This window comes from Picosynechococcus sp. PCC 11901 (assembly GCF_005577135.1).
In the GTDB taxonomy this organism is placed as follows: Bacteria; Cyanobacteriota; Cyanobacteriia; order Cyanobacteriales; family MRBY01; genus MRBY01.
Window position 1 is genome coordinate 1,297,402 of record NZ_CP040360.1, and the last position, 20,827, is coordinate 1,318,228.

Annotated in this window: 21 protein-coding genes and 1 riboswitch; of the genes, 4 read left to right on the forward strand and 17 right to left on the reverse strand. The window is 48.3% G+C overall.

Features of this window, described 5'->3' with window-relative positions; translation table 11 throughout:
- Positions 1 to 47: 47 nt before the first annotated feature.
- From FEK30_RS07225 to FEK30_RS07270, 10 genes are all read right to left on the reverse strand, one after another.
- Positions 48 to 488 (reverse strand): DUF29 domain-containing protein, encoded by a 441-nt coding sequence (locus FEK30_RS07225; protein ID WP_181445682.1) that lies wholly within the window; start codon positions 486 to 488, stop codon positions 48 to 50.
- Positions 489 to 545: 57 nt separating this feature from the next.
- Complete coding sequence (thrS, locus tag FEK30_RS07230) at positions 546 to 2,360, reverse strand: threonine--tRNA ligase (protein ID WP_138072623.1); 1,815 nt, start codon at positions 2,358 to 2,360, stop codon at positions 546 to 548.
- A 93-nt stretch (positions 2,361 to 2,453) separates the two neighbouring features.
- Positions 2,454 to 2,939, reverse strand: a complete 486-nt coding sequence (locus FEK30_RS07235) for a crossover junction endodeoxyribonuclease RuvC (RefSeq protein ID WP_099237976.1) — start codon at positions 2,937 to 2,939, stop codon at positions 2,454 to 2,456.
- Between the two features lie 233 nt (positions 2,940 to 3,172).
- On the reverse strand, positions 3,173 to 3,634 hold the full coding sequence (locus tag FEK30_RS07240) for a hypothetical protein (RefSeq protein ID WP_138072625.1): 462 nt from the start codon (positions 3,632 to 3,634) through the stop codon (positions 3,173 to 3,175).
- Between the two features lie 102 nt (positions 3,635 to 3,736).
- Positions 3,737 to 4,685 (reverse strand): IS630 family transposase gene (locus FEK30_RS07245; protein ID WP_138071064.1). Its coding sequence is split into 2 segments (ribosomal slippage): positions 3,737 to 4,346 and positions 4,345 to 4,685, totalling 951 coding nucleotides; the frame shifts between segments, so codons are not numbered across the junction.
- Positions 4,686 to 4,946: 261 nt separating this feature from the next.
- The gene (locus FEK30_RS07250) at positions 4,947 to 5,999 is read right to left on the reverse strand and encodes an iron chelate uptake ABC transporter family permease subunit (RefSeq protein WP_065716000.1); all 1,053 of its coding nucleotides are present in this window, start codon (positions 5,997 to 5,999) and stop codon (positions 4,947 to 4,949) included.
- On the reverse strand, positions 5,996 to 7,210 hold the full coding sequence (locus FEK30_RS07255; RefSeq protein ID WP_138072627.1) for an ABC transporter substrate-binding protein: 1,215 nt from the start codon (positions 7,208 to 7,210) through the stop codon (positions 5,996 to 5,998). The genes FEK30_RS07250 and FEK30_RS07255 overlap by 4 nt, the downstream gene beginning before the upstream one ends.
- Before the next feature lie 11 nt (positions 7,211 to 7,221).
- Entirely contained in the window at positions 7,222 to 7,989 is a 768-nt protein-coding gene (locus FEK30_RS07260; RefSeq protein ID WP_138072629.1) for a phosphodiesterase, read from the reverse strand.
- 40 nt (positions 7,990 to 8,029) lie between these two features.
- Positions 8,030 to 10,000 (reverse strand): TonB-dependent receptor plug domain-containing protein, encoded by a 1,971-nt coding sequence (locus tag FEK30_RS07265; protein WP_138072631.1) that lies wholly within the window; start codon positions 9,998 to 10,000, stop codon positions 8,030 to 8,032.
- 365 nt (positions 10,001 to 10,365) lie between these two features.
- A riboswitch (cobalamin riboswitch) is annotated at positions 10,366 to 10,512 on the reverse strand.
- A 68-nt stretch (positions 10,513 to 10,580) separates the two neighbouring features.
- A complete protein-coding gene (locus FEK30_RS07270) occupies positions 10,581 to 11,735 on the reverse strand; it encodes a D-alanine--D-alanine ligase family protein (protein ID WP_138072633.1) in 1,155 nt (384 codons plus the stop codon).
- A gap of 973 nt (positions 11,736 to 12,708) precedes the next feature.
- Here FEK30_RS07270 and FEK30_RS07275 point away from each other — a divergent pair.
- Positions 12,709 to 13,437 (forward strand): phycobilisome rod-core linker polypeptide, encoded by a 729-nt coding sequence (locus FEK30_RS07275; protein WP_062432506.1) that lies wholly within the window; start codon positions 12,709 to 12,711, stop codon positions 13,435 to 13,437.
- Between the two features lie 94 nt (positions 13,438 to 13,531).
- Here the strand turns inward: FEK30_RS07275 and FEK30_RS07280 are convergent, their stop codons facing one another.
- The 3 genes from FEK30_RS07280 to FEK30_RS07290 all read right to left on the reverse strand — a co-directional run bounded on the left by FEK30_RS07280 (position 13,532) and on the right by FEK30_RS07290 (position 15,443).
- Positions 13,532 to 14,047, reverse strand: a complete 516-nt coding sequence (locus tag FEK30_RS07280) for a TolB family protein (protein WP_138072635.1) — start codon at positions 14,045 to 14,047, stop codon at positions 13,532 to 13,534.
- A complete protein-coding gene (gene pedR / locus FEK30_RS07285) occupies positions 14,044 to 14,319 on the reverse strand; it encodes a photosynthetic electron transport-dependent transcriptional regulator PedR (protein WP_012306270.1) in 276 nt (91 codons plus the stop codon). The genes FEK30_RS07280 and pedR overlap by 4 nt, the downstream gene beginning before the upstream one ends.
- A 92-nt stretch (positions 14,320 to 14,411) precedes the next feature.
- Complete coding sequence (locus tag FEK30_RS07290) at positions 14,412 to 15,443, reverse strand: cysteine hydrolase family protein (RefSeq protein ID WP_138073765.1); 1,032 nt, start codon at positions 15,441 to 15,443, stop codon at positions 14,412 to 14,414.
- Positions 15,444 to 15,920: 477 nt separating this feature from the next.
- On the opposite strand from FEK30_RS07290, the gene cynS reads away from it, so the two are divergent.
- A complete protein-coding gene (gene cynS / locus FEK30_RS07295; RefSeq protein ID WP_138072637.1) occupies positions 15,921 to 16,364 on the forward strand; it encodes a cyanase in 444 nt (147 codons plus the stop codon).
- Between the two features lie 128 nt (positions 16,365 to 16,492).
- Here cynS and hemJ read toward each other — a convergent pair whose 3' ends face one another.
- The 3 genes from hemJ to FEK30_RS16740 form a co-directional block, all read right to left on the reverse strand.
- Positions 16,493 to 17,107: a protoporphyrinogen oxidase HemJ gene (hemJ, locus tag FEK30_RS07300; RefSeq protein WP_012306273.1), complete on the reverse strand. Its 615-nt coding sequence runs from the start codon at positions 17,105 to 17,107 to the stop codon at positions 16,493 to 16,495.
- A gap of 88 nt (positions 17,108 to 17,195) precedes the next feature.
- Complete coding sequence (locus tag FEK30_RS07305) at positions 17,196 to 17,906, reverse strand: hypothetical protein (RefSeq protein ID WP_138072639.1); 711 nt, start codon at positions 17,904 to 17,906, stop codon at positions 17,196 to 17,198.
- Positions 17,907 to 17,959: 53 nt separating this feature from the next.
- Complete coding sequence (locus FEK30_RS16740; protein WP_156785464.1) at positions 17,960 to 18,106, reverse strand: hypothetical protein; 147 nt, start codon at positions 18,104 to 18,106, stop codon at positions 17,960 to 17,962.
- Between the two features lie 7 nt (positions 18,107 to 18,113).
- Here FEK30_RS16740 and FEK30_RS07310 point away from each other — a divergent pair, with 7 nt between their 5' ends.
- Together FEK30_RS07310 and FEK30_RS07315 are read left to right on the forward strand one after the other, a co-directional pair.
- On the forward strand, positions 18,114 to 18,845 hold the full coding sequence (locus FEK30_RS07310) for an OmpA family protein (protein ID WP_168191130.1): 732 nt from the start codon (positions 18,114 to 18,116) through the stop codon (positions 18,843 to 18,845).
- A gap of 15 nt (positions 18,846 to 18,860) precedes the next feature.
- Complete coding sequence (locus FEK30_RS07315) at positions 18,861 to 19,250, forward strand: C6orf136 family protein (protein WP_138072643.1); 390 nt, start codon at positions 18,861 to 18,863, stop codon at positions 19,248 to 19,250.
- A 21-nt stretch (positions 19,251 to 19,271) separates the two neighbouring features.
- Here FEK30_RS07315 and FEK30_RS07320 read toward each other — a convergent pair whose 3' ends face one another.
- Complete coding sequence (locus FEK30_RS07320; protein ID WP_138072645.1) at positions 19,272 to 20,807, reverse strand: NAD(P)H-hydrate dehydratase; 1,536 nt, start codon at positions 20,805 to 20,807, stop codon at positions 19,272 to 19,274.
- Positions 20,808 to 20,827 lie beyond the last annotated feature (20 nt).

The following is a 20,827-nucleotide window of genomic DNA, read 5'->3' on the forward strand; positions in this document are numbered from 1 at the left end:
ATTGTGAAGGGAGAGAATTAAAATTATTGTTTGGATACTTGATTAGATTAGCTTAAGGATTGTGTTAATAATTGATTGAACTCTATTGGGAAAGGATAATTTTGAGGGAATTCTACATCATATTCAATTTGCATATTTTCAAGGGCTTCTTGGTAGCAATCTAAGAAAATTTCTTGAAGATAATTTTTTAGGCTGGGGGAGTCCCTAAGAACTTTCAATATTTCTTTTTGGGTGCGTCGAATTGTCACGTCCCAACCGCGATGACATTCTTCTAAAGGGACATATTTTCGTTTGAGGGCATGCTCAAATAAAGTAATTAAACAGCTTTCTAACTCGCGTTTTTCCCGTTTACCCAAAGCCTCTATTTCCTCGATTAAATTGTCTCGATCAAGGGCTTCTAAGTCGCCTGATTTTAAGTCAGAGATGGTTTGTTCAATCCATTGATAAAAGTCTTGATCATAGAGGGTTTTTGATTTTGCCTGGGTCATAATTTAGCCCTCGCAATGAAGCGAAAAAGGGTTTACCGTGGTAAACCCCTACGGATATTAGAAATTGGTGTGGTTCGTGTTGGCTTCAATGAGGCGGGAAATCACTTCCTCCATCGGAATCGCACCGAGTTCCCCGGAGGCACGGGTGCGGATACTGAGGCTATTGGCTTCGACTTCCTTCGCCCCGGCGATCGCCATCACAGGAACCTTCTGTTTTTCGGCGTTGCGGATCAATTTGCCCAGACGTTCCCCAGAGGCATCGGCGATCGCCCGGATGCCAGCGGCTTGCAGTTTATCCGCTTGGGCTTTGGCGTAGTCGAAAAATTCATCGCTAACGGGGAGAATTCTGACCTGTTCGGGGGCGAGCCATAGAGGAAAATCACCCGCATATTCTTCGATCAGAATGCCGATCAATCGCTCCAAGGAACCGAAGGGCGCTCGGTGAATCATAATCGGCCGTTGGCGATCGCCATGCTCGGTAACGTATTCCAATTCAAACCGTTCGGGGAGATTGTAATCCACCTGCACCGTGCCCAGTTGCCATTCCCGTTCGAGGACATCTTGGAAAATAAAGTCGAGTTTCGGGCCATAAAAAGCGGCTTCCCCTTCGGCTTCAAAGTAGTCCATGTCGAGCTTGGTGACGGCTTTACGGATTGCGTTTTGCGCCTTTTCCCAGACCTCATCGGAACCAATATATTTATCGGAGTTGGGGTCACGGAAACTCAGTCGCGCCTTGAAATTCTTCAGTTGCAGACTCTTAAAGACGGTCAAAATTAAATCAACCACGTTAAAGAATTCTTCTTCGAGTTGGTCGGGGGTGACAAACAGGTGGGAATCGTCCACGGTAAAGCCCCGCACCCGCGTTAATCCGCCCAATTCACCGGATTGCTCGTAACGATAAACCGTGCCAAATTCCGCCAGACGGATCGGCAATTCCCGATAGGAGCGCAGTTGATCCTTATAGATTTGGATGTGGAAAGGGCAGTTCATCGGCTTCATCACAAAACCCTGTTCCGCCGCCCGTTCTGCGTCGCCATCCGCCATCATCGGAAACATGTCCTCGCGGTAGTTCTGCCAGTGACCGGACACTTTAAAAAGATCCACGCGGGCGATGTGGGGAGTCACGACACCTTGGTAGCCGCGTTTGGTTTGTTCAGTTTTAAGGAAATTTTCGAGGGTGGAACGGATCAACGTCCCTTTCGGCGTCCAGAGGGGTAAACCAGGGCCGACTTGATCGGAGAACATAAACAAACCCAGTTCTTTACCGAGTTTACGGTGGTCGCGTTTGAGGGCTTCCTCTTTGCGGCGTTGGTATTCTTTGAGCTGTTCGGGGGTTTCCCAAGCGGTTCCGTAAATGCGCTGGAGTTGTTGGTTATTTTCGTCACCCCGCCAATAGGCTCCGGCGACCGATTCGAGGGCGATCGCCTTGGGGTTAATATCACCGGTATTTTCCACGTGGGGGCCAGCACAAAGATCCCACCATTGATCGCCGAGGTAGTAGAGGGTGATCGGGTCGTGAATTCCTGCGAGGATTTCGAGTTTGTAGGGTTCGTTGATTTCCTTGATCCGTTTTTCGGCTTCGGCCCGGGAAATTTCTTCACGGATCACAGGCAATTTTTTCTTGACGATTTTCACCATCTCTTTTTTGATCGCCTTGAGATCAGCTTCCGTAAAAGGTTCTGGCTTGTCGAAATCGTAGTAAAACCCATTCTCTGTCCAAGGACCAATGGTGACCTGGGCGTCGGGAAATAGCTTTTGGACAGCCATCGCCATGACGTGGGAGGTGGTGTGGCGAATCCGCTTGAGGGTGTCTGATTCACTGGTTTTGGGAAGTTTCATCGGTTCGAGTTGTTCACCATTCACCTGATCCATGGTTGAAATATGCTCCTTAAAATTGCTCCAAAAAGTTTAGCAGGTCGCCATTCTATGTTATCCGTTGTCTCTGCTGGACTGGGGAATTTTCACTTACCGAATCTCATTGCGCAAACCACAGGCGGCGGCATAGGCGATCGCAATGGCATCGACACTGTCATCGATAGGCATCGTCTCCATCCCAAAAATCGACTGCACGAGGGTCGCCACTTCCCGCTTATCAGCCTTTGCATTACCGATGTGGCATTTCCAACTAGATTGGTGCAGATAAATCGGTTCGATGTTTAATTCTCGCAGGCTAACCAAGTTTAAAATGCCTAGACCCTGTAATACGCCCCCTGCTGCTTTGATCTGACGGCTAAAGAAGGGCATCTCGATGGCGATCGCCTCTGGGTGAAATTCCCCCAAAATTTCTGTGTAGTCTTGTTCAATTTCTAGGAGTCGTTGGGGCGTCGATAAATTTTTGGCTGTTTCGATAATGCCGTAATCAAGAATTTGTGGCAGCGTTTGCCCCTGGTCTTCGAGGACAGCCCAACCGATGATCGCTAAACCAGGATCAATGCCAAGCCAACGCTTCATGGCAAAATAATTTTTATAAGGTATTCATTCAGTCATAAATCTAGCACGGCATTCAAAGCACACTTCCAGTACGGTTGAAACTCCAAAACCCTCAAAGTTCTTGTAACAATGATCAATGTAGGGCGATCACATTATCCTTACATTTTTTCACCTATGATAATCCTTTAACGTTTGAGTTCAGGGACGCGCCAAAAAGCGGCGCGTCCGCTGGAACAATTTGTTCAGCATTTTGTTCACGTTGCTTTTGGAGCGAAGTAGATTGTTTCAATTCCAGGATCGCCTGAAAGAATCTCCTCTGCGATCTGGCGTGCTTGATCAAATGGGTAATAGCTGCCCCAACCATTCAGGTCGATGTAAAGGGTTTTCAATTTGATGTAATCACGATTGGCCTTCAGAACATCCCGAAAGCTCCGTCTCAGAAAGTCACCAATATCGGTTGGTTCTGGACGATCTTCCCACTTGAGAAGCGGGACCACGGTGAGAGGGAATCGAGGATAAAACGTCCCTGTTTCACCCTGCCGATTCACCCTCTTGGTCAGGGGCCATACTTCCCTTTCCTGGCTCATGCCGCCGATGGTTGATGCCGCACAATCACAGGTGGTCAGACCTCCGGTGGCTATGCAGACAAGGTGAATCTCCTTTGCTTTGAATTTGTCAGGCCATTTGTCGAGTTCTTGGTCAACAATCGTTGTCATGGGTACTCCTTTCTGCCGGACTAAGAATTATACAGATGCTTTCTGTATAAAATTCTCTCTGTTACTTTTATATGGAGTATTTCTGTACAGCGTTTTTCGGTCTTATGAGGCGGAGTAGCAACAATGGGTAAACCAATTCTGCAAGTCTTGGCTTGATACTTGTGAGAAGGCGGCCTCAATCCCTTGTGCGAGCTCTGGATAAGTACGGGCTCCCCACGAACGTAAAATACTTTTGACTTTGGAGAAACAATTCTCAATCGGTGAAAAGTCTGGCGAGTATGGAGGAAGAAATATCAGTCTTGCACCAACTGCTTCAATACAGTCCCTAATGGCTTTCCCCTTGTGGATAGAGCAGTTGTCCATAATCACACAGGCTCCTTGCCATAACTGAGGTACTAACTGGCGATGTATGAAAGCTTCAAAAGTGAGACCATCACTACTGCCCAGTAGATTTACATTGGTCAGTACCTTCTCAAGACTAATGGCACTAATCATGGATACTCGTTTCCCCCTTTTGCTGGGACGTTTCCCATGGGCACGTTTTCCCCTGGGTGCTCGACCCCGTAATCGAGTCAGCGCTAAATCAACCCCTGATTCATCAATAAAGATCAAGTCTTTTACTAAAATCTCCCGCACCAGTTGCCAAAATTCATATCGTTGCTGCTGTACTCGTTCTGTTTCTTTCTCATCGGGATGCAGTGTTTTTTTTGAGGGTTATCTTGAGTTTTTGGAGCATCCGAAACATTGTGGTCACACTAATCCTGACGCCAACGGTTTCTTCGAGAAGGTCACAGAGTTCGGCTAAGGTTGCATCATTATGCTGCTTTACTAGCTGTTGCAGGGTGATGAGTTGAGTCTCATTGAGTTTAGTGGGGGTTTGTTTGAGGCGCTGCTTGGGTTGAATATCTCCTGTTTCACGATATTGCTTAGTTAGTTTACGCACGAAACTGTAGGCAACCCGGAATTGCTCAGCAATTTGGCGCTGTGATAGTTTGCCTTCGAGATAGGTGTCAATAATTTTTTGGCGTAAATCAACAGAGTAGGGTCGCACTGCAAATTTTGATTGGGTAGATTACAGCTTTATCTTACTCGCTATCGCTTTACTAGCCCGAAAAATGCTGTATAAACACACGGAATGGGATATTGTTCAGACAAAATCCATATAATTTCTTTATAAGGTAATATACAGATTCTAAAGCTTTGCATGACACCACTCCAATCGTGTAAGTTATTGGGCGTAGTTCGTGAGGTCATTCGTCTCAAGCATTACCCTTATCGGACAAAACCAAATTATAGAGTGATCTAGCCTAAATTAACGATGACGGCGCAAAATCAAGACCACAATAATCGGCGCGCCAAACATCGCTGTAACAGTATTCAAGGGCAACGTTAATTCACTCCCTGGTAGTTGCACAATAATATCCGCTAGCAATGCCAGACTAGATCCCAATAAAGTCACCGCTGGCACCAAAAGCCGATGATCGACTGTTTTTAGTAAGCCCCGGCAGAGGTGCGGCACCGCAATCCCCAGGAAAGAAATCGGGCCACAAAATGCCGTGACGGATCCGGCCAGGAGAGCAGTGCTAACAATAATGTGGCGGCGGGTCGCCTTCAGGTTGAGGCCCACGCTTTGGGCGTACTGCTTGCCGAGAAGAAGCGCATTCAAAGGTTTCGCCTGAAAAAAAGCTAGCAGTCCCCCCGCAAAAATTAACACCATAAAAATAGGCAACTGTTCCCGTTGGATTTCCGCAAAGCTGCCAAACGTCCAACTGAGATACAGGCGCAGCGCTTCCGTGGGGCTAAAGTGCAGCAACAATGTGACGAGGGAATTGCTGACATAGCCGAGCATCAACCCCAAAATTAATAGGGTGCCATTGTGGGGAATTCGACGGGCGATCGCCAAAACGAGCAGCAACACCGCCACCGCCCCCAAACTCGCCGCCATCGCCACACTCAAATTTCCAAAAAGACCGCCCATAAAACCCGTTCCCAACAGCACCAGAGCCACCCCCAAACTCGCCCCGGAATTGATGCCCAGCACAAAGGGGCCAGCGAGGGGATTATTAAATAGGGTTTGCATCTGGAGGCCGCTAATCCCCAGGGCTGCCCCGGCAAAGGTGGCGGCGATCGCCCGTGGAAAGCGCAGTTGCCAAACGATTTCTGCCCACACCGGATTGTCAATGGGTTGACCCAAGGCGATCGCCAAAAGTTGATCCCAGGGAATGGTCGTCGAGCCCAGACTCAAACTGAGGAAAAATAAAACCCCCCATAATCCCCCCAGCAGAATAAATAACGAGGGCGATCGCCACCGCAGTTCCGGTAGGGACAAACAAGTTAGAGGGGTCGTGGTGTAGGGAATTTTCACGGGGAATCTTGCAAGTGACGGTAATAATAAAGCTCGTGGTCAGGTAATTGATCCGGATGGGCGATTTTAATCACATCGGCGAGGATCACATCGGGATTGAGAATGCCCCCTTCCCAAAAATCATTACCTCCCCCAGACGCAACCCGGTTGTTGGCGGCATAGACTTGCTGGTTTTGTACTGCCTCAAACAGTTCATAGCGCGGGTCTTCCTGGAAAATATCAGCGGTGGTTTGCCAATCAGGATTCACATTCAGCCAAAGATCCGCTGTTTTTGCCCGACCTAGAACAGCCTCAAAATCTAGAGGTAAGCTCAAGCGGGCCGTTGTCGCATCCCAGGGGTAATTCACGTTCGCATCCCGCAGCAGTTGGGCCACATAGCTTTTGCCCCCCGGCACATACCAGACCCCTTGGTAGGGCGATCCACTCAGCACCATTGGCGTGGTGTCTAAATCTTTGACTTGGTTCACGAGGGCTTGGTAACGGTCGGCGATCGCCCCAAAAATCTCATTGGCTTCAGCTTCTTTGTTAAAGAGGAGAGCTGTAAACTTGAGCCATTCAGCCCGGCCCAGGGGAGTGGGTTCCAGGTGCGCTGCGTCTAAAACCACCGTTAATCCCAAAGAATCTAGGGCGCTGGAATTGTTCCCTTCGCTAGCATCGAGGCGATAATTCAAAATCACATCGGGCTGGAGACTGAGGATCGCTTCCCGGTCTAGCTGGAGGTTGCCGACTTCTTGGATGTCGCCTGCTTCAATGGCCGCCCGGATCTCAGGACTGTAAATCAATTGGCGATCGCCTACCCCCACCAAATTTTCCGACTGCTTTAAAATTTCCAAATGGGGTAAATAGGTCGTCGAAAGGGCAATCACCCGGTTGACAGGCACTTCAACAATGGTCGCCCCTGGATAATCCTCTGGAATGGGCGTACCACACTGCACGAAAACATAGGTCAAATCCTGCTGGGCCGTTTCCCAGGGTTGCCGCACCGTCACCACTTTGTAATGGTCGTGGTATGTCACCTGAAAGCCCCTGGCAAATTCTGGTGTCACCTTATCGGGGAAATAATCCACCGCCGGGTCATAATTTTCGACACAGGCCGCCGTCGAAGTTGGAGTTTCTACGGTTTGTTGGGTGGGGCCACAACCCCCTAGCCACAGGGATAAACCCAGGCCCAGCAGAGGAATCGAACGGTGTGGCAAGAAGGGGAAGCGCATCGTTTTTTCTCCTACGCAAACCACGGAATGCGTTGGACTTTTGTTTGAAAGCGACCATCATCATGGAGTTCAAACAGACGGAAACCTGGTTGTTCCCACAGTTGGCGATCGCCTTCGATGGGTTCCTGATCCGGAGGTGTCACTTGGGTACAAGTTGAGGGCGTACCAAAACAAGGAATGCCCCCTTGGGTGACGGTATATTCCAGGTGGACGTGACCAAAGAAAACCGTCTTTACCTGGGGATGATGTTGCACAATCTGCCAAAATTCAGCGCAGTTGGTTACATCGATTTGATCGAGCCAATCAACGCCCGCTGGCACCACATGGTGATGGATGGCGATCGCCACCGGAGAGTTTGAAGATTGTTCCAGGTTTTCCGCGAGCCAGGCCAATTGTGCCGCATTTAAAAACCCCTCGCCATATTCTGGGTTCTCAAGAAACGAATCCAACAGCAACAGTTGCCAGTTCCCCAAAGAAACGTTCTTGTCTGGCGAAAGATAATCCCCCTGCAAAATCCCGGCCATGACCTCTGGATTGTCGTGGTTCCCCGGCAGCCAATAGCTAGGAATCTGCGTTGCTTCGACCAAATCCCGTAGCCGTTCGTAGGCGATCGCCTCACCATGATGGGCCAGATCCCCCGTCAAAATTAGCCGATCTGGTTTAAACTGTTGCACCGCCGCCAGGACTGCTTGAAAAGACGCATCGGTTTTAACGCCGCGCATTTCGGCCTCTGGGTGATCGAGGAGGTGGGTATCAGTAATTTGGGCAATGAGAACCATAGGAAATTGTGGGCAAAATTAGGAAACGAAACAAAGCAGCTTAACGGAATTGGGCATTGACACCAATCTGAAACCTGCGCCCCACTCCAGGGTAAGCGGGGAATGTTTCAAAATCCGCATCAAACAAATTTTCCACACTCGCCGTTAAATTTACGGTATCACTGATGGGATAGCGCGCCCGCAGATCCAGGTTTGTGTAGCCTGCCAAGGATTCAGTATTGGCATTATTCGTCAGGCGATCGCCCACCCGTTTCAGGAAAATTCCGGCATAAATTCCCTGGGGATTTTCGTAGGCAAGACCCACATTGAAATAATCTGTCCCCGCAAAGGCGACCTCATTACCAACCACCGTCGGATCCGCATCGGCAAGAATTTCTGAGTTGTTCCAAGTGTAGTTAGCAAAGGCAGAAAGAGATCGGGACAATTGCAACGTCACCTCTGCTTCTAAACCTTGATTGCGAGCTTTCCGGACATTTTGGGGAGTGAATGTCCCAAGATCAAAAACGATGGCATCATCAAGGGTGTTATTAAAATAAGTCAGCCGCACCAAAGCACGATCCGAAAAACGGTGGTCAACACCCAGATCAAAACTATTACCCAGTTCCGGCACTAAATCAGGATTGCTAAACCCCGGAAAATAGAGATCCACGGCAGTTGGCACCCGGAAATTGCGGGCATAGTTCCCCCGAATTCGGGTGGAGTCTCCCACTTGCCAGGCAAACCCTGCGCTGGGTGATGTGACCGAACCATCAGCCAAACTATTAAAGTCCTGGCGCACGCCCAGATTTAAAGCCAGTTCCGGGGTAATATCCAGGCCATAGCGAGCAAAAATGGCCCCTTGACTGAGGTTTTCGTCGTAACTAAAGCCAAATACGCCAGGATCCTCTGCTTTTGCAGTCAAATAGCGGTAATCAAAACCATAGGTGAGATTTTGGGTTTCATTCAGTTGCCAATTGTGCTGAATCTGGGCACCAAAAGAATTGTTTTCATAGCGGGCATCGGTTGTCCCAAATTGATTCTCATCAAAGAAACGAAAATCATTCAGATCCGCAAATAATCTTGTCGTCAGCAGAGAATCATCGCTATTCCCCAGGCGAGACTCTAAATCCAGGGACAACAACCAATTATTGTCGTATTGGGTCGCATTTGGACTTGGGGAAGAAACACTGCTCGGAATTTCTAAATCCTTACTGCTGTAGATGCCGTTAAAGCGCAACCGGTGGCGATCGCCTAACTGATTAACCACCTGGAGATTCACGTTTTGGATATTCGTCGCCGCATTATCCCGGACACCCGACAAACCCCGTGCTGCAATGTCATAGTCAAAGTCATTTTCTGCGGCGGTGCGGTCATAGGCCAGTCGCACTGCCTGGGTTTCCGCACCAAAACTTACCCCAACATTTTGGCGATTGTAGCCAAAGCTCCCCAGATCGACCCCGGTCTCTACTGCAACTGGTTGGTTAAATCCGGGTTGGCGCGTCACAATATTGATCACGCCGCCGATGGCATTGGAACCAAACAGCACCGAACTGCCCCCAGGGATTAATTCAATGCGTTCGACATTATCGGTAGTCAAATTAGACAGATCGAAGTTCCCTGAATCGAAACGATTCAGCGGCCTGCCATCAAGCAAAATTAATGTTTGGGAAGAACTATTAGCCCCCCGAAAAATCTGAGAACTTTGGGCACCGAGGCGAGATCCAGCCGTGCTATCAATAAAAATCCCAGGGAAATATTTCAAGGCTTCATTGACGGTGCGATACCCTTGGGCTTCAATTTGCTCCCGGTTAATCACATAGGCCGCACGGGTTGCATCTTGCACTGTTTCTTCCTGGCGCGACGGAGCATATACAGGTTGATTTAATAGCTGGTCAATGACCGTTAGTTCAAAATCAACGGTCTCTTGTTCATCATCTAGATCGTTCTCTTCTTGAGCGAAAACAGCGGTACTACTACAGAGAAAACAAAGAATAGTAAAGCAAATCGTCTGGGGCGTAAAAAATGACGTCATCTAAGAATATTTTGGGCTAATTTTTAATGTAATGAAGGGAGAATTCATGGAGTAGTAGCAAGACTTTTAAGTCATAAAAAGCCTTGGTCAATAACCTTAAGAAAAGCAAAGCAGTTGAGCGATTAAAATATCGTCGATTTTTTTCTGGTTTGCCAAAATCAATGCATTTCTCAACCCCATTCAATGAGGCTAATGCTGATGGAATAACGGGTTAAAGCAATGTTTAAGACAAACTCGCTAACGAGACTGGGTTTGCTGATTGCGGCGATATTGCAGTCTCAGAAGATAGAAATTATGGGCAGCAGAAAAAGACTGGGTGCTAAAAGAAAACATCATCCGTACCTCGCAGATGGGTAATTACTAAAACGTTTACGCTTGGCTCGGCGGGCATTCTGACTTAGAAATTGCGGAAAATTTCCTTACAGCTGCGGGACAGCGACGGATTTGCACCGTTCTTTCCCCATTGCTTTTATCGGCTGATCCCCGATAAAACCGAACAGAGTCTAATTATATAGCAGGCGATCGCCCCCGATGTAAATAGATTTATGAAGTCCCCTTGAGCCTTGGGAGAAAAGCACCTTTAGGGATTAAGCAGGGCCGTAATGTGGGGGATAATCTGGGCGTGGTTGGTCAATAAATAATCTAGGCGATCGCTAATCAGCGACAAAATTAAATCCTCGTAGGTCATCCCCTCTTCTGATAGTCCCTGGGCGACGAGGCTAGTGACGTTGGCAGCGGGCCGCTTAAGATCGGGTTTGGGATTGGCCTCTAAAATTTGGATATTTCCCATCGCATCCATCCGGGCATCGATACGAATTAAGGCATTTAAACTAAATTCCCAGTAGACTTGTTGGGCGAGTTTTGCTAGCTTTTTTTTGGCTGAGTCACTATCATTTAAAAAGCGAATTCTTTGGCCTGTAATTGCCTTTTTATCCATTGAGGTAAAAATCTTTTCATCGGCTTCTAAAAGACGCTCTAAAATCGAAAACGTAAAGGGAGATTCTAATTTTTCAAACTGCCCTTGACGATGGCGCACATAGCCACACACAGAGACACAAAATTCGCGCCCGGTTAAGAAGGGTTCAATCAAAGCGGTGTTGTGGGTTTGCTGATGTATGTTGGCGATCGCCTCACCGAGATCCTGGGGCTGATCCACAAAATGAATATTCAAAGAAGCACGACCAGACACGGGTTTAACCAGAAAACTGCCCTGGTAATCGCCAAAAGTCTGCTGGAAACGAGCGTTGTCCTTGGCAGTAAATTTCCCCTGGGCTGGATGCCAAATCATGAACGGCGCGGTGGGAAAACCGAGCCCTTGCAGTTCCCGTTTAAAGCTGTGTTTGTTATCTAAAATCGAGCTATTTAAAGGGTTATGGCCGATATAGGGCACCCCCAACATTTCTAAAATTGCCGGGGTGTGGCAGACGGGATTGTAACCCTGAACCCCACCAGTATTCAGCCAAGCCAAATGAATTTGATGTTTCCGGAGGCGATCGCCTAATGTCGAATCATCGGGCAACACAAACACGTGCTGAAACTCTAAATCTTCGAGGGCCGCAGCAATGTCATGGGCTACCACTTCGTAGGTTTTGGTAGAGCGGGGATTGTGGGTTTGGTAGATCACGGCCCCCTGTGCTGCTTTGTCACCCCCATGAATTACGGCAATTCTTAACTTTTTCCGGAGAATTTCAAGGTAGTTTGGCAGTTGACTAAAATCGTAAACAAATCCCATCATTAACGTGACTTTCCCACAATTCTGAGCAGTTTTGTTATTTTAGAGGATCCCTGAGAAAAATATGGCAGGCAGAAAAAAAGAGATTGAGTCTTTAAAAGTACTAAAATCTCTAAACAAAAAAATCATGTCTGCATCCTATCCGACAGACCTCACCAATGACCAATGGTCTCTCATCAAACCCCTACTTCCCCCAGTTCAATCTAGCAAGCTCCTGTCCCACTGATCTGCGCCAGGTTTGTTCATGCGCGCTTTTATCTCCTCACGGGTAGTATTATCTAGCGCTTACTGCCCCGTAATTTTCCCCAATAGAAAACCGTCTCCCCCTGCGTCCGCTAATGGTGTGACGACACGACCCTCGAACCCATTAAGCAAACTCCCCACCAGTGGAAGTGCCGCATGCACAGGTCACGAGCACCCTCTTCACCAAGCTATGGAGTGGTAAATGCTCAATCGGTGGATACAGCCACAATGATTCATCAAGAGATCGGCTATCAAGGCGATGGGCTAAAGCGCTTGACATAATTTTCAAAAGATTTGCTGCGTCAATTTGGTTCCATTGCGATAACGATTTTAATAGCGCCTATGCTTACCGCTTCATCCCTGGCAAAAGATCCAAAGAGACCAATATTTAAGTCAATAAAACTTCTAGAAATTAGGCTTATATTTTCCTAATTGAACAAGAATCATTTCTTTATTTGTCAATAATATTTTTGAGATTGTCTGAATTATAAATCGTTATATAATTTTTGTTGTCTTATTGTAATTTGCAACTAAAAATAGGGAAAAATCATACTGTCTTAAATGGCGAATGCCCTATTGTCCATAGACCCTTAGGGGGATTATGGCGAAAACTTAAGAAAAATAAACCTTACTTTAAAAAAAGCAACTTTCCCGAAACTTTGCCTGGTCTAGTCTATAGTTTTTATAAACTTAATTTTTTTCATTTTCTAAAGTCAATACTTACTATAAAAAAATGACTATACCTCTATTGACCTACGAACCAAGCTCTCAGAATCAACGGGTACAAGATTTTTTTATCGGCAGTGAAGAAAGTCCCAAGCAATTTAGCGTGGAATCGGCTTTTGCAAAAACAGATTTTGAGACCTTAATCCAGGCGGCCTATCGTCAAATTTTCAATGAGCAGCAGATGCTTGAACAAAATCGCCTAAAAGTTCAAGAATCTAAGCTGAAATCCGGCTTTATCACCGTTCAAGACTTTATCCGGGCGTTGTTATTGTCTGAGTCTTTTCGGCAACGGAACTATGACGTGAACAATAACTATCGCTTTGTGCAGATGTGCGTGCAGCGGGTACTGGGCCGGGATGTTTATGGTCAGAAAGAGGTTCTGGCTTGGTCAATTTTGTTGGCGACCCAGGGTTTAAATGGCTTTGTGGATGCCCTCTTGAACTCTGAGGAATATCTCGACAATTTTGGCTTAGATACTGTCCCTTATCAGCGGCGACGCATCTTACCCCAGCGCACAGAAGGAAATTTGCCCTTTGCACGGATGCCCCGTTATGACGCTGATTATCGTCAACAATTAGAAGATCTGGGCTATTTCCAAGAACGGGATGAAACGCCATGGGTCGCTCCTGCCTGGGTCAGCGTGATCGGGAAAACGGTTACCATTGCTGGGGCTGGGACATTGATTTTAGGGGCGATCGCCGTTGCTTTGGCCGCTTTTGAAATCATTAAGCTGTAGGCCTATGGCTCGATTGAGGGCAAGACTTCAATGCCTTGCACAATACATAAATTTCAACCTCAAGGCCTAACATGAGCAGATCTTGGGGTTTGGTTCATTCTGCTTCAACTAAATCCGGTTGAACACCGCGGTCAATCACTTCAATATCCCATTGCCCCGTGCGATCGCCTTCAAAGGCGACCCAACGACCATCGCCACTAACGGTAGGATTACGCACTTGACCGATGTAGGTACGGGTCAGATTTTGGCTTTGGAACGTTTGGCGGTCGTAGAGATAAATATTGGTTTTTCCTTCCTGCTCGGAAGTGTAGACAATGAAGCGACCATTGCGGCTAATGTCTGGCTGGTCGTAGAACACATTGGGTTGGTTTAAACCGGGTAGGGGCAAGAGTTTGCGTTGGGCGAGATCATACAAAAAAATACGCCGTTGTTGGCGGCGATCGCTACTAAAGACCAGATAACGGCCTTCATCGGAAAGGCGGGGATTTTTTTCGCTGTGGAGACTATTGAGATTATTGCCAAGGGGGTCGGCTGGGGGCGTCACAAAACTGGTACTCTGGCAGCCGATACACAAAATCCCTAGAAGGGCGATCGCCCAAGCATGGTTCATGAATCTGAGGTAGCAGACTGATTCGGGAGGGCACAACAGTTCACATTATCCAGGCACACTTTCCCCCACTGTAACGCCCAGCGCACCAGGGAAACGCGATTATCCGTCGCCGTTTTTGTCAAAATATTACTGATGTGGTTGTCCACCGTGCGCTTGCTAATGTCGAGGCGCGCCGCAATCTCATGGTTCGTCAGACCCGCTGCCACCAAATCGACAATTTCGATCTCCCGTTCCGATAAAGCCGCTTCACTTGCCGTCTTTTCCGTAGCCATAGACCCTTCTTTTGTCTGTGTATTGTTATTTTCCTATTGTAGGGGAGGTTTTCACGTTGGCTAGATTGTACACAATTCCCTCCCCCAGACAACTAAAGATTTAACCCCGGAAAATCGGCGATCGCCATCGTCGAACTGACAAGCTGCATCCCGGCTGCGGCAAATCGATCAAAGGCTTGATCGGCCTGGGCTGTAAAATCAACTACCCCAGGAATCACGACCGGAGAAGTACAGTCTTCCAAAAGATAAACTTTCTTTGCCAAGGCTGGATCGTGACGCAAAATTTCCGAGAGTAAATCGTCCACCGTCCAGGCTAGACAGTGGCTTTTCGCCTGCCCCGCAATAATCAGCGCATCAAAGGCCAACAATTTTTGCAGGAAACGGGTATTTTCCTGGGCAATGGGTTGTCCCTGGGCATCGTCTAAGACCTCTGGCCGCAACGCAGAATAATTTTCCGTGAGGGGATTGTCCCCTTTAATCTCAAAATGGGTTTGGCTATGGCGCACTAAATTGTGGAAAAATAGAGCCTCTTCCACCGCTGGTACAAGGGCATGGCCAATTCCTCCGAGCATGGCGTGGTAGGGCCAAATCGTCAGGGGATATTTCCCTGCTTGGCTGAGTTGAGCGGTGTAGTGGCGGGCATATTGTTGTAAGTCTTCGTAGTCGCGCTTCGTGCTAAAGGCGATCGCCGGATTGACGCGCCAAAGACCCTGTGCAACCTCCGCAAAGCTGATATTGCTCGCGGGTTGGGGATGTTCGCCTGCTCCATTGACCCAAAAGACCGGGTGAAAAATTTGCACCGCCTTGTGGGTGTCCATGGTGGGGGTAATGGTGGTAATTGTTCCGAGATTTCGGTAGATAAATTCACACAAACGTCGGTTATCTTCCACTGCTCCCAGCCCTGATTGGCCGCCGACAAACAGCTCAAACTCCGGGATACAAAAGGTATTTTGCACATCGACCACCAGCAGACAAACGCGACAGCGGTCAGTGGTGGCCGGCTGAATCCCGTGTTCCTTGGCCCAGGTTTCAGCCGCGGCAGCCCGGTCTAGATAGGGGACACGCCAGATCTCACCAACGGTCTGGGGATTAAAAAAAGCAGGAATGGGTAGTTGGTTCGCCATCATCGACACCTCAATTGGCAACAGATATTTTCGCCATACCCCTATTTTGGTGTTTTAAAAACACATTGTCAAATCGGGGTCAGCCGAGGGAAAGGCGATCGCCCAGCTTTAGTTACATCGGCCGGAGCGACAATTTGCATCATGTATTTTTAGGATTGATTCGATGTGCTTTTGTCGTGAAGCATTGATTTTTGTGATAGTTTCCCAGATTCAACATACAATTGTTGCCATTTAAAAGCGTATCTTTAATTACATTGCGTTGATTTTTTAAACCGTTTAATAGCAAGCAACCACTCCACTAAAAGTCTTCCTCCTAACACTTACTGGAACATTTTCTTCACAAAAATTATTTCAGTAAATCAAGTTAGAGGCTGATATTTCGTGATATGGCCCGGACAAATTTGCTCTGAGTTAATTACTCAAATTGTCCGCAAATTCTGTGCAGTTGAATTTATTTGATAACGGAGAAACATTTCTATGGCGATCGCCGTAATTACCGAAAAGTTACTTGCTGCCAAAAAAGCAACAGGTCTTAGTTTTGCGACCCTCGGCGAAAAAGTTGGCCGCGATGAAACTTGGGTCGCTGCTGTATTCTACCGTCAAGCCAGTGCCGATAAGACGGAAGCAACATCCCTCGTCACCGCCGTCGGTTTACCGGAAGATTTCGCCGCAGCACTTACCGAACCGCCCCTCAAAGGCTCCCTAGAGCCCGTCATTCCCACCGATCCGTTAATCTATCGCTTCTACGAAATCATGCAAGTGTATGGGATGCCCGTCAAAGCAGTCGTCCACGAAAAATTTGGCGATGGGATCATGAGTGCCATTGATTTTTCCATTGAGGTGGATAAGGTCGAAGACCCCAAAGGCGATCGCGTGCAAGTAACCATGTGCGGTAAGTTTTTACCCTACAAAAAATGGTAAGCCATTTAAAAATCACTGGGTTTTTCTTTTTTAAATTTCAAGTTTGATGTACATAGCAAAGTCCCTAGATTTTTGACAGAATCCAGGGACTTTTACTTGGTTTAAACGTACAAAATCAAGGGCTGACTTTAAGGATTAGAGGTGGCCACTTGGCTCTGGGCTTCCCGGAGTTTTTCTTGATCCTTACGACGTTTTTTCGCATAGAGTTGGATTGCGGCGGCCATAAAAACAATCAACGCCAGAATTAAACCCCCTGTCCAATTGAGGGGCAAACTATTTTTAAACACGGCCAACATCACAATGGTTACCAACAGGAGGGTCGGCGCTTCGTTGAGGGCGCGGAACTGTTGACCTGTCCAGGTGCAGGTGCCTTCTGCCAGTTTGCGCATAATCCGCCCGCAGAAAAAATGGTAGACCAATAACAGGACAACCAAGGCCAATTTCGCATGGAGCCACCAGGCTTTTAGAACCCCCGGTTCGGTACTGATCACGGCGATCGCCATGGCCACAGTCACAAACATTCCCGGTTGGGTAATGATGTTGTAGAGGCGCTTTTCCATCAACTCATATTGTTTTTTGAGGATGCTCCGGGCGGGTTCGGGTTCCTTTTCGGCTTCGGCATGGTAGACAAAAAGGCGCACGAGGTAAAATAACCCCGCAAACCAAACCACCACACCGATAATATGGAAAGCCTTGAACCAAAAATAGGCCTGGGGAGCAATCTCTGACCAAAACTGTGTCATAGCAAGTTTCGATAAAAATCTTTATATCGTTTTTAGTCAGTGTAAAAGGGGCTGGGGGCGATCGCCGCAGTTTTTTCCGAAGTTGACATTAAATGTTAGATTCCCTATCACTGCCAAACCAAGCTGGAGAAAGGAGATCACCGTAGACCACGCCGTGATTTTCCCTGGCAAGGTTTGTATCCCCACTGGGACTCACCCGCCAAATGGGCCAGGTTTCCTCCCCCATCACCCCGGTTTGGAATAGGACATCCTCAGCATATTGCTCACTCCAGCCCAACAAAATGGCATGGCTATATTCGGCTTCGATATTGGGTTGGAGGGTGATACTCCGTTGGGTTTTGGCATCCCAGACCACCGCAAAATCTGACATCACGCCACTGTTAAAAAAGCCTTCAAACTGCCGCGCCAGGAGCCTTTGGCCATCGGCAGACCAAGATACGGGAATCAATAGCGAAATTAAACCTGCAGCATCATTTCCTTCGACTTCTTGAAATGCTTGAGGGGCGAGGGGCGATCGCGCCATTACCGTGCTTAAAATGCCTGTTTGCAAATTTTCCACAAATAAAACACTGGTGACCTGACTCTCCTGGAGCTGCGGGCGCAGTGCTAACTGGATGCGACTGTAGGCGGCGTACTGATGGCGACCATTATTTAAGGCAGGACTGCGACACACATCGGCGCTACTCTGGTTCCCGGCGGCCACCGTGGCTTGGGTCTCTAAAATCCACTGCCAAGGGATAGGGAAAGGGCTGTGGAGTGGATCCGTAATGAGCTGGGGGTCGGCGGTGGAGATGGACATGATCTCAGGGGGGAAAGAGCGGCAAAAAAAGGACAGAACGGCCAGGAAATGGTTTACATAAACCTGAGCGGTGGGGTCTCTAGGGCATTAGAATAGCGATAAATTATTGTGCCGATGGCGACGACAACTGTGAGTTCATCTTCACCCCACCCCCCAATACCGTCAACGAAATCCCGCTTTTCTGTAACAAAATGGATCATCGCAACCTTGGGCCGCACAGCGCTTTTGCTGGGTTCTGGTTTCGGGGCGATCGCCTTGGGGATCCTGGTGGGTCATTTTATGCCACGGGCCGAGCCAAAACCGCCATTATTTTTACGGTTATGGGCGACAAATTCTGCTGGAATCGCCAAGCCGACCCTCAACGAAACCATTGCTGAATTATCGGCTGAAGACCGGGCCGCCATCGAACAAGAAATTGCGGGCATTCAGGCCCAACTGGATGTCCTCGAAGCGCGCACCCAACAACTAGAGGCAGAACTTGATCTGAGTCAACAACAGGCGGATCTCGGCGATCGCCTCACCAATTTGACCGCACTCCTCGCCGCTGATCCCAGCACCTTTGACCCCCAGGCGACCCCCGCAGCAACTTCGCAAACTCCGGAACCGTTAAAAATCACCCTGCCCAGCAATGCCCTATTTAGTGCCGATGGGCAACTCGCCGCCGATGCCGCCGAAATTCTAGGGGCGATCGCCATCGATCTCCAGCAACAGGAGCGGCAAACGATCACCATTCGCAGTTATCAAGTTGGGGACGATGCCACCAAAGCGACAAGCCTCGCCCAACAGCAGGCCCAGGCCGTCAAAACTTACCTGGCCGAGGCTCTCCCCGGTGATTATCGTTGGCTCGTGGTGGGCTATGGTGAACAGGCCACCGCTGACCCCCCAGAAGACACAACAGAAACCAGCAGCCAAGCCCGCCTTGAAATTAGTACCCAGTAGTTACCGGTTTTGTCGATGGATCTCCTCGATATCTTGCGCCAGGATTACCAAAACTTTCCCCAGGATCAAACCTTTGCCATCTACAGTGACGATGTTTTTTTCCGAGACCCCCTCAATCGGTTCCGGGGGCGCGATCGCTATCAAAAAATGATTGGTTTTTTAGGGCGCTGGTTTCGGGATATTCACTTGGAACTCCACGATCTCCAGCAAACTCAACAGATCATCCGCAGCGAGTGGACTTTATCCATGACCTGTCCTCTGCCCTGGCAACCCCGATTACGCATTTCTGGCCATAGTCTTTTGGAAATCAACGCTGATAACTTAATCGTCTCCCACATTGATTACTGGCAAAAACCGCCCCTAAAGATTTTGCTGCAAGTTTTTCAACCGTCAACCTCTGTCTAGGTCGTTCCCAAAGGTTTACGTTCAGGCAGATTTTGCTTGCCATTGCTGTAAAACTTCAACGAGAAATTCCGCCAAAGTGACCCCATCAACCCCCGCAACAGTTCTGGCCTGGGCGGCACGAATTCCAGCTTGGGCGTGCCACCAAGCGGCTGCTGTAGCGACCTCTAAGGATGAGTCTGGGTGTTGGGCCAAAAGGCCACCGATTAAACCAAGGAGGACATCACCACTACCGCCTCTAGCTAAAGCTGGGGTACTTTCTGTAACGCAATGGGTCACGCCATCGGGACGGGTAATGACAGTTTTTGCCCCCTTCAAAAGGGCGATCGCCCCGGTCAGTTGGGCCGCCTTTTGGGTCATCTGGAATCGGTCGGCAGTGATGGGGATTTGGTCGGCAAACAGGCGCTTAAATTCACCTAAATGGGGCGTTAAAATTGTGGGGAAATGGCGGTTTTGAAGCACTTCTAAATCTTCCTCGGCCAGCCAATTGAGGGCATCGGCGTCTAACACTAGAGGCACTTCCCGCGGCATAAGGTCGGGCATTAAATTAATCGCCCCCGCAAGGGTTAGACCACAGCCACAGGCCACCGCTTGGTATCGGGAAAAGTCTAGGCTTGGCAGTTGGGCGATCGCCCCTGTTTCATCCTCCGGGCAACCAAGCACCAAGGCTTCCGGCAGTTGGGCCACCACCAATAATTTCAGGGATTCTGGCACCGCAATGGTGAGCATGCCAATCCCCGTCGCCCGCGCCCCCAAAGCCGCCAGCAGCACACTGCCCAGGTAAGTTTGGGAGCCACCAATGAGCAATAAATGGCCCTGTTTGTATTTGTGGGTTAACGGCGATCGCCCCAGGGGTAACAAACGTTGTAACAAGCTTTGGGGAATACCTTGAATCGTATTTTTGGCGGATAAAGTTTCTGCAATTAAATGGGAGGAAATACCAAAATCAAGGCGGTTAACTTTACCTAGATAGGGCGTGGCGGCATCCTGGCCATAGACCCGCTTCCAAAGCCCTAAACAAAGACTTTCCGTCGCTTGAATCGCTGTACCCAACACTGCCCCGGTATCGGTATGGAGTCCCGAAGGCAAATCAATACTGACAATGGGCCGTCCTGATTCATTCAGTTCATCGATTAATAAACCTAAATCTCCCGTAATTGGTCGCGTTAAACCAAAGCCAAATAAACCATCAATAATTAAATGACTTTCCAGAAAAATATCAAGATCTTTTGTATGGGAAATTCCTAAAAATTGTGCATAATCCCAGTGGCTTTGGGTGAGGGATTTTAGCTTTTCTAGGGGACGAAATAAGCATATTTTATAACCCGCAAAAGATAACTCCCGCGCAACAACTAAGGCATCGCCGCCATTGTGACCAGGCCCTACTAAAATGCTGATTTTTCGATAATTTTTTAAAGGATACTGATTTTGAATATATTGGGCAATTAACCCCGCCGCCTTTTCCATAAGGGCTGGTATCGGCATTCCTTGGTTAAAAATTGCTGTTTCAAGGTGCTGCATTTGGGCAGCAGTGACAAAAATCTGGTCAAGCTCAAGCATTTTTCTCTAGATAACGGTAA

What these genes read in the sequence shown, in the direction of transcription:
- FEK30_RS16740 (WP_156785464.1), bottom strand. Translation starts at nt 18,106, where the DNA reads ATGATCCATTTTGTTACAGAAAAGCGGGATTTCGTTGACGGTATTGGG.
- thrS (WP_138072623.1), bottom strand. Translation starts at nt 2,360, where the DNA reads ATGGATCAGGTGAATGGTGAACAACTCGAACCGATGAAACTTCCCAAA.
- FEK30_RS07265 (WP_138072631.1), bottom strand. Translation starts at nt 10,000, where the DNA reads ATGACGTCATTTTTTACGCCCCAGACGATTTGCTTTACTATTCTTTGT.
- FEK30_RS07315 (WP_138072643.1), top strand. Translation starts at nt 18,861, where the DNA reads ATGGATCTCCTCGATATCTTGCGCCAGGATTACCAAAACTTTCCCCAG.
- FEK30_RS07305 (WP_138072639.1), bottom strand. Translation starts at nt 17,906, where the DNA reads ATGTCCATCTCCACCGCCGACCCCCAGCTCATTACGGATCCACTCCAC.
- FEK30_RS07320 (WP_138072645.1), bottom strand. Translation starts at nt 20,807, where the DNA reads ATGCTTGAGCTTGACCAGATTTTTGTCACTGCTGCCCAAATGCAGCAC.
- FEK30_RS07275 (WP_062432506.1), top strand. Translation starts at nt 12,709, where the DNA reads ATGACTATACCTCTATTGACCTACGAACCAAGCTCTCAGAATCAACGG.
- FEK30_RS07240 (WP_138072625.1), bottom strand. Translation starts at nt 3,634, where the DNA reads ATGACAACGATTGTTGACCAAGAACTCGACAAATGGCCTGACAAATTC.
- FEK30_RS07270 (WP_138072633.1), bottom strand. Translation starts at nt 11,735, where the DNA reads ATGATGGGATTTGTTTACGATTTTAGTCAACTGCCAAACTACCTTGAA.
- FEK30_RS07280 (WP_138072635.1), bottom strand. Translation starts at nt 14,047, where the DNA reads ATGAACCATGCTTGGGCGATCGCCCTTCTAGGGATTTTGTGTATCGGC.
- FEK30_RS07235 (WP_099237976.1), bottom strand. Translation starts at nt 2,939, where the DNA reads ATGAAGCGTTGGCTTGGCATTGATCCTGGTTTAGCGATCATCGGTTGG.
- cynS (WP_138072637.1), top strand. Translation starts at nt 15,921, where the DNA reads ATGGCGATCGCCGTAATTACCGAAAAGTTACTTGCTGCCAAAAAAGCA.
- FEK30_RS07225 (WP_181445682.1), bottom strand. Translation starts at nt 488, where the DNA reads ATGACCCAGGCAAAATCAAAAACCCTCTATGATCAAGACTTTTATCAA.
- hemJ (WP_012306273.1), bottom strand. Translation starts at nt 17,107, where the DNA reads ATGACACAGTTTTGGTCAGAGATTGCTCCCCAGGCCTATTTTTGGTTC.
- FEK30_RS07255 (WP_138072627.1), bottom strand. Translation starts at nt 7,210, where the DNA reads ATGCGCTTCCCCTTCTTGCCACACCGTTCGATTCCTCTGCTGGGCCTG.
- pedR (WP_012306270.1), bottom strand. Translation starts at nt 14,319, where the DNA reads ATGGCTACGGAAAAGACGGCAAGTGAAGCGGCTTTATCGGAACGGGAG.
- FEK30_RS07290 (WP_138073765.1), bottom strand. Translation starts at nt 15,443, where the DNA reads ATGGCGAACCAACTACCCATTCCTGCTTTTTTTAATCCCCAGACCGTT.
- FEK30_RS07260 (WP_138072629.1), bottom strand. Translation starts at nt 7,989, where the DNA reads ATGGTTCTCATTGCCCAAATTACTGATACCCACCTCCTCGATCACCCA.